Source organism: Methanosarcina sp. 1.H.T.1A.1 (assembly GCF_000979295.1).
Classification (GTDB): Archaea; Halobacteriota; Methanosarcinia; order Methanosarcinales; family Methanosarcinaceae; genus Methanosarcina.
The window spans coordinates 24,012-36,104 of record NZ_JJQY01000024.1 but is presented as its reverse complement, the minus strand read 5'-3'; the positions used below and the strand labels follow the sequence as shown (position 1 = coordinate 36,104).

Annotated in this window: 13 protein-coding genes; 7 read left to right on the top strand and 6 right to left on the bottom strand. The window is 44.2% G+C overall.

The features are described 5' to 3' along the window. From EO95_RS17420 to EO95_RS03140, 4 genes are all read left to right on the top strand, one after another. The coding region (locus tag EO95_RS17420) for a monomethylamine:corrinoid methyltransferase (RefSeq protein WP_156160998.1) at positions 1–98 on the top strand (98 nt) is incomplete at its 5' end. A gap of 288 nt (positions 99–386) precedes the next feature. Next, positions 387–1,793, top strand: coding sequence for an APC family permease (locus EO95_RS03150; protein ID WP_048132063.1), 1,407 nt, complete (start codon positions 387–389; stop codon positions 1,791–1,793). Further along, positions 1,780–2,049, top strand: a complete 270-nt coding sequence (locus EO95_RS03145) for a hypothetical protein (protein ID WP_048132061.1) — start codon at positions 1,780–1,782, stop codon at positions 2,047–2,049. The genes EO95_RS03150 and EO95_RS03145 overlap by 14 nt, the downstream gene beginning before the upstream one ends. Before the next feature lie 13 nt (positions 2,050–2,062). Continuing rightward, positions 2,063–2,299, top strand: coding sequence for an efflux RND transporter permease subunit (locus EO95_RS03140; protein WP_048128719.1), 237 nt, complete (start codon positions 2,063–2,065; stop codon positions 2,297–2,299). A gap of 601 nt (positions 2,300–2,900) precedes the next feature. Here the strand turns inward: EO95_RS03140 and EO95_RS03135 are convergent. From EO95_RS03135 to EO95_RS03125, 3 genes are all read right to left on the bottom strand, one after another. Next, positions 2,901–3,926 carry an AAA family ATPase gene (locus EO95_RS03135; protein ID WP_048132058.1) on the bottom strand — a complete coding sequence of 342 codons (1,026 nt, stop codon included), beginning with the start codon at positions 3,924–3,926 and terminating at the stop codon, positions 2,901–2,903. A gap of 66 nt (positions 3,927–3,992) precedes the next feature. Then, the gene (locus EO95_RS03130; protein WP_048132056.1) at positions 3,993–5,711 is read right to left on the bottom strand and encodes a preprotein translocase subunit SecD; all 1,719 of its coding nucleotides are present in this window, start codon (positions 5,709–5,711) and stop codon (positions 3,993–3,995) included. Further along, a complete protein-coding gene (locus tag EO95_RS03125; protein ID WP_048132054.1) occupies positions 5,708–6,613 on the bottom strand; it encodes a protein translocase subunit SecF in 906 nt (301 codons plus the stop codon). Before EO95_RS03125 ends, EO95_RS03130 begins: the two co-directional genes overlap by 4 nt. A 394-nt stretch (positions 6,614–7,007) precedes the next feature. On the opposite strand from EO95_RS03125, the gene EO95_RS03120 reads away from it, so the two are divergent. Continuing rightward, positions 7,008–7,487, top strand: coding sequence for a cytidine/deoxycytidylate deaminase family protein (locus tag EO95_RS03120; RefSeq protein WP_048132052.1), 480 nt, complete (start codon positions 7,008–7,010; stop codon positions 7,485–7,487). A gap of 102 nt (positions 7,488–7,589) precedes the next feature. Next, entirely contained in the window at positions 7,590–7,913 is a 324-nt protein-coding gene (locus tag EO95_RS03115; RefSeq protein WP_048132051.1) for a cupin domain-containing protein, read from the top strand. Between the two features lie 208 nt (positions 7,914–8,121). Here EO95_RS03115 and EO95_RS03110 read toward each other — a convergent pair whose 3' ends face one another. After that, the gene (locus EO95_RS03110) at positions 8,122–8,886 is read right to left on the bottom strand and encodes a coenzyme F420-0:L-glutamate ligase (RefSeq protein ID WP_048132049.1); all 765 of its coding nucleotides are present in this window, start codon (positions 8,884–8,886) and stop codon (positions 8,122–8,124) included. Between the two features lie 504 nt (positions 8,887–9,390). Here EO95_RS03110 and EO95_RS03105 point away from each other — a divergent pair. Further along, positions 9,391–9,783: a hypothetical protein gene (locus EO95_RS03105; RefSeq protein ID WP_235282836.1), complete on the top strand. Its 393-nt coding sequence runs from the start codon at positions 9,391–9,393 to the stop codon at positions 9,781–9,783. A 203-nt stretch (positions 9,784–9,986) separates the two neighbouring features. On the opposite strand, the gene EO95_RS03100 is transcribed toward EO95_RS03105, so the two are convergent. Together EO95_RS03100 and EO95_RS03095 are read right to left on the bottom strand one after the other, a co-directional pair. Beyond that, a complete protein-coding gene (locus EO95_RS03100) occupies positions 9,987–10,448 on the bottom strand; it encodes an Hsp20/alpha crystallin family protein (RefSeq protein WP_048132046.1) in 462 nt (153 codons plus the stop codon). Between the two features lie 299 nt (positions 10,449–10,747). Continuing rightward, positions 10,748–11,941 (bottom strand): cofactor-independent phosphoglycerate mutase, encoded by a 1,194-nt coding sequence (locus EO95_RS03095; protein WP_048132074.1) that lies wholly within the window; start codon positions 11,939–11,941, stop codon positions 10,748–10,750. Positions 11,942–12,093: the final 152 nt, after the last annotated feature.

Below are 12,093 nucleotides of genomic sequence, written 5' to 3'. Positions count from 1 at the left end.
AATGCTACGACGTAAAGACCATTACTCCAACAGAAGAATACGTCCAGGTATACAACTCTGCAAGAAAGCAGCTTGAAGACCTCGGGCTTGTATTCTAAGTCTGAATTTTATTTCAAAGATCCAGAAAGCCAGCGAGTTTCTCGCTGGCTAATTTTTTTTAACAATTCAGGCGAAACCCTTATAAAGATACACTACGAATTATGCGGCAAAATTTTCATGAATAGGTGACCGAATGCAAAAAATCAGTGTATAAAAAAACATAGGGGGATATGAAAATGGATATGTGGACTGTTATAAATGGACTGATATATCTCCTGGCTTTTGGATTGATGGGCTGGGTTTTGCTGGACGCCAGCAAGATTTCGAAAAAAAGGGGCTGAGACAACATGTCTGAAAACCATGAATCCGGCAGCTTAGTCAAGACTTTGCGGCCTTTCCATGTATGGGCCCTCGGAGTCGGGATCGTGCTGGTCGGGGAATACATGGGCTGGAACTTCACCGTCGCAAAAGGAGGAGTTCTGGGGTCCCTGCTTGCCATGCTGGTTGCAGGAACCATGTATGTCATGATTGCCCTCTGCGCCAGTGAACTCGGATCATCAACCAAACTTGCAGGAGGCCCTTACGACTGGGCGAGACTATTTGTAGGACCGGGGGCAGCTGCCAGTGTAGGTCTTGCGGTGTACATGGAATATATCGCCCTTGAGGCGGCAGACGCCATTGTAGTCGCATTCATCGCACAGAGCATCTTCCCGGAGTTGCAGGTTTTCCCTGTAACACTGCTTGTTATTGCACTTTTGACCTTCATCAATTACCGGGGCGTCGTTGCAGCTCTAACCCTTAACTTCTTCCTGACCATGATCGCTTTCATTGCAATAGTGATCTTCTTCTTTGCAACCGCTTTTGGTGCAGTAGACATCCACCCCGAATACCTTTTCCAGGGGGCTTTGCCAAACGGCATGATAGGCCTCTTTGCAGCTCTGCAATTCGGGCCGTGGTTCTACCTGGGAATAGAAGGAGCAGCAATGTGTGCCGAAGAGTGCAAGCACCCTTCAAGGGCAGTGCCTCTGGGACAACAGGCCGGAATGATCACCCTGCTCATAGGAGCAGCAATGACTCTCTACCTCTGTTCAGTGCTGATTCCTACGGATATGCTGGGCGTTTCCGTGTATCCGCTCTTTGAAGCAGCCCAGAACAGCGGTGTGTTTCTCTTCATTGCTGCCCTGGGACTTGGGACATTCCTGACATGTATTGCCAGTGCCAACGGCTGCGTTTGTGACTCATCACGCTCCTGGTTTGCACTTTCCAGGGACCACTATGTATCTTCCTGGTTCTCGGCAGTACACCCAAGGTACAACACTCCTTACAGGGCTGTGATCTTCACAATGCCTGTTGCAATCGGATTTGCCTTTAGCGGATTCCTGGACCAGGTTATTACCTTCTCCATTATCTCGGGACTGCTCTGTTATGTCCTGATCCCCTTCTCCCTGATCCGCTTCAGGAACCTCTTCCCGGAAACAACAAGCAAAGTGCGCCCCTTTGTGGGTCCTCTTCAGCCGTATATCGCCTACTTTGCAATCGCAATCGCGATTACGATTCTTTCAACGCTGTTCTGGGGCTACAAGTATAACCTGATCTTCGCCTTTGTGTTCTACGGTATTGCGTACTTCTATTTCAGCCACAGACACAAGAATTCAAACATAGAAAACAACTGGACTGAAATGGGCTGGCCCGCACCAAAAGGCTCGGAAATTGCGAGGATAGGAAAGGAGGTGGTTGGTGTTGGAGAAGAATAACACGGCTCTGGAAAGCAAATACCACAGCAAACTGAACGGAGACACCGCCCTTATCATGGGCATGCTTGCCCTGCTGGTAGGTGTGGAAGGATTTGTCCTTTACAGGATTCTTTCCGAAACCTGGGAGATTGCTGGAAACTTTTTCTACCTCTATGTGATCTTCATAGGCCTGATGGTTGCCATCGAGGCAATCGGCTGCCTGAGTGTACGTAAATCGATAAAGAACCACATGTTCGAGTTCAGGTACTACGATTGAGGAGGCAGAAAAAATGGCAGAAAAAAGCTTAGTTGCAGAGGTTTTTGACATCGTATTTATCTTTGTCCTGGCCTTCGCCTGCGTGGTTATCCCCACGGTGCTCCAGGGAGCGGTACTTGTTTCCTGGGGGGAAGGCGGAGCAGGGATAGGCTTTGTCTGGGACCCTGTAGGCTTCTTCAGTTTCTTGCTGGTAATAATTGCTTTCTTTGTTGTGATTCTCTATCACTCGGTAAAGCATTACAAGTACTGAAAGAGACTGAAAATACAAAATGAGATTGCAAAAAAGATTTAATAAGAAGTCTGCCTGAAAGTGAAATCAGGCAGACAATACTTTTTTTAAATCAGGCAGAATATTTCATGTTATAAAGCAACTGTAGTTCAATTCTGCCGCATGAGCATGATCTCCCTGAAAAGAGGGGTTATTCAGGGAGCAATGGAGGGATTTTTGTGGATTTATACCAGAAGTACCCGAATCTGGCTTCTGCTCGAGGGAGTACCGGCTCAGAACCCTCTATAGAGAGTACAGGCACACCATGCAGATGTATCCTGAAATATCAGGTCTGTACCTCGTTTAGAAGGTATACTCGAACCCCTAAACTCCTGAGAAGCATGGGCTTCTGGCCCATTTACAATAAAAGATAAAAACTGATCCTATATATAATTTGCTGATCCTATTTCAATTAAAGGAATATAGTATATATAGTTTGGCATTTTGATAGAACATGCGACGGAATCATTTATATAGCATATTGGGAAGAAGATTAAATGGAGGGAAAGATATAAAAGAGCATGTTTCACATTTGAAACAAATTCAAAAGAAATAAGACAAAAGGTTTGATTTATAAAATAAATCAGGAGAATGTAGAAATTAGTTTTTCGAGCTGGATTCTCTCACTGCTAGCACCTGTAAGTCTGGCATCGGTTTCTGAGATTTTAACAATAAGGCGAGCAATATCCGCATCGTTTTCTCCTGAGTCTATAAGAGCTTCGGTCAGCCCTTCAAGGATATCGGTCCCCGAGAGACCTTTTTCAATAATTATTTCATCTATGAGCTGGCGCCCTCTGGAAAAGTCCCCTGCAAGAGCCGCATCAAGCAGTTCATCTACGGTTTCATCCCTGCCTTTCATAGTAGCTTCAAACACGATTTCTTCTGTAATTTCAGCATCCTCTACCCTGAGGGCAGCAAGCTGGAGAGTCTGGACAGCTCTTGCAACGTTTCCTTTAGCTAGATAAAGGATAGCTTCAAGTGCGCCGCTGGAAAGTTCCAGTTTTTCAGCAAGGGTGATTTTCTCAAGATGAGTTTTCAGGAGAAAATCCGGAACATAGGAAAAAAAGACCTGAAGACCCCTTGAGCGGAGGGGAGAAATGAGTTTTGAAGGTTTTGTAGTGGAAAGAATAAACCTGCAGGTTGCACTGTATTTTTCCATGATCCGCCTGAGAGCGTGCTGTGCATCTGAGCTAAGGGATTCTGCATTATCGATATAGATTATCTTGTAATCAGCATCAATGGAAGCCATCCCGGCATATTCGTTAATAATTTCCTTAAAAATATCTATTACGCTTTTGTAGATTTTTTTCGGATCATCTGTACCCAGAATACGGACAAAACGTTTGTCCCGTACAAGATAACGTTTTCCCTGATCGAAAAAGTCCGAGGCATTGAAATATACAAAGTTGTTTTTCCAGGTATCCCCATAGAGCTGTCTGGCAAGGGCAAGAGAAGCCGTTGTCTTCCCTGAGTTTTCAGGGCCGTAAAAAATAAGGTGGGGCAGGGTCCCTGACTGTGCCAGTTCGGAAAGCGTTCTTACAGCATGTTCGTTTCCGAGCAGTCCTTCAAGGGTGTCTGCCCTGTATTTTAGAGTCCAGAGATCCTGCATTAATCCACCTTGCTTTTCAGTTTTTGAATACTCAGTTGTCCAGGGATTTTATCTTTTCCCAGGCACTCACTCAGTTAAGCCTTCGCTTTCCGAGGTGCCGTTTCCATCTGCCTCAAGAAGTTCCTTGATAACCACACCGTAAACAGGTCTTGCAATAACCACACCAATGAAAACACCAATGATAGTGGTGATGGCAAATCCCTTCAGAGCTCCGAAGCCCATGACTACCAGAGGAGACATGGCAATGATCGTTGTGGCGGCTGCTCCGAAAATGATTGCGAAAGCTTTTCCGATCCTGGAAAGGAAGACCTTTGTTGGTGGAAGTTTGCCTTCGTAAAGCACCTCGTCTGTGATAATCACAAGGTGGTCAATGCCTGTCCCTATTGCGGCAATTATACCTGCAATTGCTGCAAGGTCAAGCTGCCAGCCGATAGCTGCTGCAACTCCAAGGATCATAATGACTTCACTAACGGAAGTCCCGACCATTGGCACCAGGATTTCAGGCCTCCTGTACCTGCGGAAAACAACTGCAGCAACTGCTATCAGGGATAGCAACCCTGCTATGACTGCTTCGGTTTTGAACTGTTCTCCAAGGGATGCATCAACGTGCCCTGAACCTACAAGCACCACGTTTACAGGAAGAGCCCCTGCCCGGAGGTGAATCTGGAGCGTTTCGGCTTCAGTCTTGGCTACCTCATCAGTGCCTGTGGAAGCCTCCCAGGAATATATGGGAGTTTCTTTCAGCCGGGATGCTGCAGAGTAACTGAGGGGAGCTCCGTATATCTTGTTTTCATCCAGATACATGTTCAGGTAGTGAGCCTCCGGATTGTCAGCAGCCCCGGTCTCGATTGCAACTTTCTGGAGAGTCCGGGCTCCGTCTTCATTCAGGGTAAATGGAGTGTGCCACTGGTTATCGTGGAAAGTCGGAATCCCCACACTTACAATGGAATCTCCATAAAGAACATGCTGGGTTTCATTTCCTGTAGTCTGTATGCGGATTTCAAATTTACCGGGCTTTTCAGCAATATCCTTTGCCGTTGCAAGGTCGATCCCTGCAAAATCAATGAGGATATAGTCTTCTCCGACAGTCCTGACAGGAATGTCTTTCAAGCCAAGCGAGTTAAGTTTGTCATTCAGGATATCTCTGGTCAGGTCCCTTGTGTCGGTGCTGACTCCTTCTGTATATGTCGAGGTCCCGTCTTTATTCTTGAGGATTGTCCCTCCGACTTTATCCATAAGGGCTGAGAGCTCTTCTTCTGAAGCTTCAGTCCGGATTTCATAGACAATACCATCTTCGGTACTGATCGGAAGCACTTCTGCATCAAAAGCTTGTGAGAGGTAAGCCTGGATGAGGGCTTCTTTACTGGTAGTGAGCGTTACCTGGGTCGTTTCCTGATTCAGCCTATCAACGCTTACACTGCCAAGATTCAGAAGCTCAAGTTGTGTTGCACTAACCGGAACGGACGTTGTGAATTTGATGGATCTTTCGGATGAACTCACTCCACCGACGTCCAGATTGCTATCTGTGATCTTGATAGGAGCACCAATGACAGGTTCTACCATTTGGCTGACTATCATTCCCGGATCTGCATCTACCTGGGCGAGAGCTCCCTGCAATTTGATCTGAAGCCAGGAACCACCTTCAAGGTCAAGCCCGTAGTTCAGGTTAGTGGTAACCCCTTCTTCAGAATTATAACCTGGGTGGATAACCACGATTGAGGCAAGTATGGCAAGTATGAAGATGATAACTCTTACATTTTTAAAGAGGCTTTTTTTATCGCTCATCTGTTATACCTCCCTCTGAATTCAGGTTTCGTCACATACCAACGCAGGACCCCGGTGTTGAGAAGCCAGGTGTTCATAATATCTGCAGCAAGCCCCACTATCAATACAATTGAGATTTGCGAAAGCAGGGTAATCTGTGTGAATGATGGAATTATCAGGTAAATGTAAGTTGAAACCACATACATAACCACAAGGGCTGCAAGGGTTGTTGTGGTCATGGTAATCCCTGTCTGCATCGCCCTTGAAACCTTTTCTTCCACAGTACCCCTGCGCTTGAGTACCCTGTTTGTTAGCAAAATGTCACTGTCTACGGAATAACCGATGAGCATCAGAAGAGCTGCAACCGTTCCGAGGGAAAGGTCGATCCCTGCAACCCGCATGAAAGCAGCGGCAATTATAATGTCCGAAAAGGCAGAGAGCACCACTGCAAAAGAAGGTATAACACTCCGGAAGATAAGGAAAACCACAATGGACATTCCTATAAAGGATATAATAATTGCCTGAAGAGCCTGAACCTGCAGTTCCTGGCCGTAAACGGGTCCTATCTGTTTGATTTCCACGTTAGAATAGCGGCCCATTACGTCTTCTTCAAGCTGGCGCTGTTCTTCATTATCCATAACCCCGAACTGTATGATAACCCTGCTTCCGGCCTGCCGGGCATCCTTGAGGGGATAAGAAGAGTACATTTCTTCAAGCATAGCGGGGGAATCGGTTGTCTCTACCGAAATCTGGGTACCGCCCTGGAACTCCATTCCCAGGGTTACCGGCGACCCGCTGCTTGCAAAGGAAACCAGCAGTACAACTAAAGAAACTGCAAGTACTGCAAGGGGGATTGCCAGCAACTGGCGATTATCGTGCTTTTTCACGAAATTATCTAAAAATTCGGTCAAACCTGTTGCCATAATTAAATACTCCGGATGAATGCATCTATTTTTTCGAAATTATCCGAGCTTATTTTTTCCGGATCTACAATCCGGAAAACGTTCAGATTCATAACACGGAAGTGCCCAGATTTACATTCCAGAACCATCCAGAATTATCGTCCGGAACGTGCCTGGTAACTTGAAATTATCAGCCCTTTTCGAACTATGGTTCCGGGAAGAAATGTTCCACATTCCATATAGTGTAAATAAGTTGATCCGTTTCAGTTCTATATACTATGCATTATATTAATTATTCCTCGAAAAGCAATTATTTCTCTATATAGCGTTAATTCATCATTTAAAATTTATTGTCAAAAGTTGTACAAGTTCTAACGTTACAACTATATATACCAGTTACTGTTCATTAAAAATAATGACGGAAAGACCTTCCCTTGACGAATATTTCCTTGAAATCGCCTTCGTGGTAGGCAAACGGGCAACCTGCCTCCGGAACAATGTAGGGGCAGTAATTGTCCGGGATAAGCGCATTCTTTCAACCGGATATAACGGAGCTCCAAGTGGTATGGAGCACTGCCTTGAGACGGGGTGTATCCGGGACCTTGAAAAGATCCCCTCAGGCACGCGGCATGAGAAGTGCCGGGCAGTGCATGCGGAGCAGAACGCCATTATCCAGGCCGCAATCCATGGGGTCAGCATTGCCGGAGGAACCATTTACTGTACGCACCAGCCCTGCATCCTGTGTGCAAAAATGATCATAAACTCAAACATCAAAAGAGTAGTATATTCAACACCTTATCCTGACACCGATTCCCTGGTTTTCTTCAGGAGCGCGGGTGTGGAAGTGGAATATATACCTTTTGAGCTGAGAGATGGAATTTTCGGCAAGAATTAAATCTGCACGATTTTAACAGAAGTCCTGCACTCACCCTCGCAGAAGAAGCTATCCATAAAGAGATACAAATGAATTTATGGAATATGGATCAGAGGTGGAATAATGTCTGAAGAATTAAAAGCCAGGACACTAAAGGTAGAAGATTTGATTGAATACCAGGAAGGAGCTGTTGTAAGCAGAGAAATTATCCGTAAAGGCACGGGAACCGTGACCATATTTGCCTTCGACAAAGGAGAAGGGCTGAGCGAACACACTGCCCCCTTCGATGCCATGGTTCAGGTAATAGATGGGAAGGCAGAAATCACTATTTCGGGTAATAAAAATGTTCTGGAGACTGGGGACATGATCATAATGCCTGCCAATGACTCCCACGCACTCCATGCCATGGAAAGGTTCAAAATGATTCTAACCATGATCCGCTCTTAATACTATTAAGGCCTACTTAAGACCCACTTTAAGTTTGGGTAAGCTATTTATTAGGAGCGTTGAAGGCTAATCCCTATAATTTCAATGGCGGGATACAGCCGTCACGAAGGAACTAAACCATCCTATATTCGTAAAATTCTTAAAAATAGAAGTTTCAGATATATTTTAAACCAATACCTGGAGCTCTGAAACTCATATCTTTTTTAATTCAATTCTTTTTCTGCAGGCAACGAAGCCCATTTTTGATAATATCCATATCTTCAGGGCGGTATGTCTCGTTTATAGACGTATTCCCTTCGCAGTAATAATCAAGCCCACGAATGATTACAACAGGAATCCCACCTGCCCCTTCTCCCATCAAAAGGTTGGCAGCACCTGCAAGCTCATCAGCAACTGCTTCTTCTGTAATCTCCAGGATTTTGCCGAACAGATCCTTTTCTCCTATCCAGCGTTTGATGGGTTTTATTTTGTGAATCCCTATAGCAACTCCGGTCTGTCCGATCTTGAAAGCTCTTCCGTTTGTGTCCGTAATAATGACACTTATCTCTTTTCCGCTAAGCCTTTCAAGCTTTTCTCCGAGTTTTAAGGCACTGGCATCCGGATTTTCAGGAGGGTAGAGCAAAAATCCGTGTTCAATATTGGACTCATCGACTCCTGCATTTACACAGGTATGCCCTGCAAGGGTTGTCACAAGCATAAAAGGCGCCTCAACAAAGACTTCCTTGCTCCTGGCAAGAACAGCCTGAATGAAACGTGCATCTTTCCCTGTCCGGGCTGCGACCTCAAGAGCCTGTTCTCCGGGGGTGATATCTTCGAGCCTGAAGATTTCCCCTTCGGCTTTTGCAACAATGGTTGAGGCAATAATAACAATGTCTCTGTCCTGAAGTTCAATCCTCTCACAGATAAGAGAGGGCAGGTCGTCCCCTTTCTGTATAAGGGGAATATTTTCTACAGCAATGGCTTCAAATTTCAAGAGGCTTCCTCAAGATTTTAAAATGATAAGATATGGAGTAATAAGATTTTTAATAAAATTTTGAATAGGATTTGTAATATCGGGTCTGTTAGAATGATAAAATCTGAGTTCTTTAAGTCAGGTTGATTTCACAGAATTATGGAAACAATCCTGTAAACGAATAATTTACAGCAGTAAAGGCAGTAACCATAAATAAGACCACCGATATACAGAGTTTTGCGGCGATGATGAGAGTTACCCCAGCTGAGCAAAAGATGATGAGAACAATTTCCTGATGCCGCACTTTTCACTTTGTTTTCCGGTTTATTTTGATTTTCGGTTTATTTTGATTTTCGGTTTATTTTGATTTTCGGTTTATTTTGATTTTCGGATTGCCTTATCTTTCGATTCTTTTGCTTGTATTAATCGATTTTCAATCTTATCCTGCTTAAATATCACCCACTTTCAAGGCAAATTGATAATTTATATCTAGCTTGCAAACCAATTTCTTAAGGGGTGTTAAGTATGAGCCAGTACGACCTGAATGAAATCATACAGAAAATCAAAGAAAAAACCCCTTTTGATTTTAAAGAAAGTCATCAGGGCAAACCTCGAGCCTTGAGAATTATTGTAAGTAAACTGCACTATTCCCTGGACTATGAAAACGAGCCTCAGGCAACCCGTGAAAAGATAACTCAACTTCTCCTTTACCACGGGCAGTTCAGCAGAGAAGAGATCGATGCAATCTTCCAATCGTCAGCGAAGGAAACCACTGCTTATTCAAGAGAATTCTTAAAAAAACACCCGGAGGTTGCAATAGCCGAAGCCAGGAAGAGTAAGGAGTTTCCGGATGAAGATGAGGGAGAAGAAGGAGAAAAACCCAGGGAAATAAAATACATCTTTCCGCACTATGCCTGAACCTCAATGAAAAAAAATCCTGAAAAAAGACAAAAAATAAGAAAAGTAAAACCAGAAGAAATCAACTGGAAAAAATATAAAAAATAACAGGCGGAACAACCATAAAGAAACAAAAGTAAAAGGCTGCGTGTTTTTTCGCAGTCCCTCTGAATTTGTCTCTTATTTTGTCTTATAGTAGAGTTTACCTTCCTTTTTCGGAATGGTCACTCAATTTCGATCTTCTTTTTCGGCTCTTCAATTTTCGCTTTTGGAAGCGAAATTGTCAGGACACCGTTTTCCATTTTTGCAGTAGAGCCTTCCTCTTTGACATTGGCAGGCAGGCGGACAGCACGGTAAAATTGCGTATATGCTCTTTCCCTGCGCAGGTATCCTTCTTCTTCGGATTCCTTTTCCCTGCCGGATTTTGCGCTGATCTCAAGCATATCTTCTTTGAGATTAACCTCAACGTCTTCTTTATTAATCCCTGGCAGGTCTGTGGTGACCAGGAGTTTGTCTTCTTCCTCCTTTATGTCAATGGCTGGAGTGTATACTTTTCCGCCCCCCCATTCTTCCATTGGCATGAAGTCTTCAAACAGCTGGTTCAGACGCTCCTGTGTCCTTCTGATCTCTTCAAAAGGATCCCAGCGGGCGGGTCCTGAAAATGATCTTTTAGCAGGCCATTTCATCTTATATTCCCCCTTGAGTAAAAAAATGATGCAGATATGTAGTGCTATTTTGAATATATTGAGAAAGGATATATACGTTTTCTTAGATAATTTCACCAAAATGTATGGAAAAAGAAGAAACTGAAAAATAAAATTAAATGGAATAAAATGAAATTAAATAAGATTGAATAAAAAATAATAGAAAAAATCAAGAAAAAATCTCCGAAAACCCCGAGTTAAGCGGAATTTCCAGAGAAATTGAAAGAATTCAGGTCTGAAAACCAGTAACAAATATTACAAAGAACCTGAATAAAGGGTTTTTAACCTTTTACAAGCATTTTTATCAGGTCTGAAGCTTTTACCAGACCCATTGAACCATTTTTGACCGATTCCTCATCAAAGGTTTCCACCCCATCCGGATCAGCTTTATCAGTTGTGTAAACCGCAAACGGGATAGGGTCCCTGGTATGGGTCTTTATTGAGACTGGAGTCGGATGGTCGGGCAGTACGAGAATCGTAAACGGTTCATCTGAAGCTTCGGCATGTTTGAGAATAGGACCAACTATCCGGCTATCAAAGTCTTCAATTGCCTGTAGTTTTTTATCAATGTTTCCTTCATGCCCTGCCTCGTCTGGAGCTTCAACGTGAACGAAGACGAGATCCCTGTTTTTCAGGGCTTCAATAGCTGCACTGGCTTTTCCTTCATAATTGGTATCCAGATAACCGGTTGCCCCAGGAACTTCAATTACATCCAGCCCTGCATAGATTCCAATGCCCTTGAGCAAATCCACTGCTGAAATAATAGCTCCTTTTTTCCCGTAAAGTTCCTGAAAAGATTTGAATTTTGGAGCATGTCCCTGTCCCCAGACCCAGATGGAATTTGCCGGATTTTTTCCTTCCTGTGCTCTTTTCAGGTTAACAGGGTGCAGTTCCAGAACAACCGTAGATGCCTCAATCAGTCCTGAAAAAAAATCTCCGTCTTTTCCTCTGGGAAGATAACTATCCTTTCTTTCTCCTGTGATATCATGCGGAGGCGTACATTCCGTTTCTGCTCCCAGGTTATTCCCGGCAACAATAAGGTGCCTGTAACTTATGCCCGGATAGAACCTGACTTTATCGGTCCTGAGTTCGGAATCAAGTGTATCGATCAGGATCTTTGCTTCATCACTGCTTATATGCCCTGCACTGTAGTCTTTTATAGTCCCATTTTCTATGGTAATAAGATTGCACCTGAAAGCCACATCATCAGCTGCAAGAGCCACTCCCATGCTCGCAGCTTCCAGAGGAGCCCTTCCTGAGTAATAGACTGCCGGATCGTACCCGAGAATTGACATATTTGCAACGTCGCTTCCGGGAGGAAAACCATCGGGTACGGTCTGTGCAAGTCCGGTTTTCCCGCGCGCGGCAATGGAATCCATCGCAGGTGTTCGAGCTGACTGTAGAATAGTCCTGCCACCCAGTTTCTCTATCGGGTAATCCGCCATTCCGTCTCCTATAAGTATGGCATATTTCATTGCGTCACCTTTTTCCAACTGCTTTACCCTTTCATCTTACAGATAAAATATATCACTTTCTACCGAATACCTGCTAAGGTATTTTTCTGGCATCTGCCAGCAAGCTTTTTCTGCCGTTCCTAACGCTTCAATTCTTATACCCATTTACACAA

Bases quoted from the DNA above. Each gene is read 5' to 3' on its own strand.
- EO95_RS03150 (WP_048132063.1), top strand. From the start codon at position 387: ATGTCTGAAAACCATGAATCCGGCAGCTTAGTCAAGACTTTGCGGCCT.
- EO95_RS03105 (WP_235282836.1), top strand. From the start codon at position 9,391: ATGAGCCAGTACGACCTGAATGAAATCATACAGAAAATCAAAGAAAAA.
- EO95_RS03095 (WP_048132074.1), bottom strand. From the start codon at position 11,941: ATGAAATATGCCATACTTATAGGAGACGGAATGGCGGATTACCCGATA.
- EO95_RS03115 (WP_048132051.1), top strand. From the start codon at position 7,590: ATGTCTGAAGAATTAAAAGCCAGGACACTAAAGGTAGAAGATTTGATT.
- EO95_RS03120 (WP_048132052.1), top strand. From the start codon at position 7,008: ATGACGGAAAGACCTTCCCTTGACGAATATTTCCTTGAAATCGCCTTC.
- EO95_RS03135 (WP_048132058.1), bottom strand. From the start codon at position 3,926: ATGCAGGATCTCTGGACTCTAAAATACAGGGCAGACACCCTTGAAGGA.
- EO95_RS03140 (WP_048128719.1), top strand. From the start codon at position 2,063: ATGGCAGAAAAAAGCTTAGTTGCAGAGGTTTTTGACATCGTATTTATC.
- EO95_RS03130 (WP_048132056.1), bottom strand. From the start codon at position 5,711: ATGAGCGATAAAAAAAGCCTCTTTAAAAATGTAAGAGTTATCATCTTC.
- EO95_RS03100 (WP_048132046.1), bottom strand. From the start codon at position 10,448: ATGAAATGGCCTGCTAAAAGATCATTTTCAGGACCCGCCCGCTGGGAT.
- EO95_RS03125 (WP_048132054.1), bottom strand. From the start codon at position 6,613: ATGGCAACAGGTTTGACCGAATTTTTAGATAATTTCGTGAAAAAGCAC.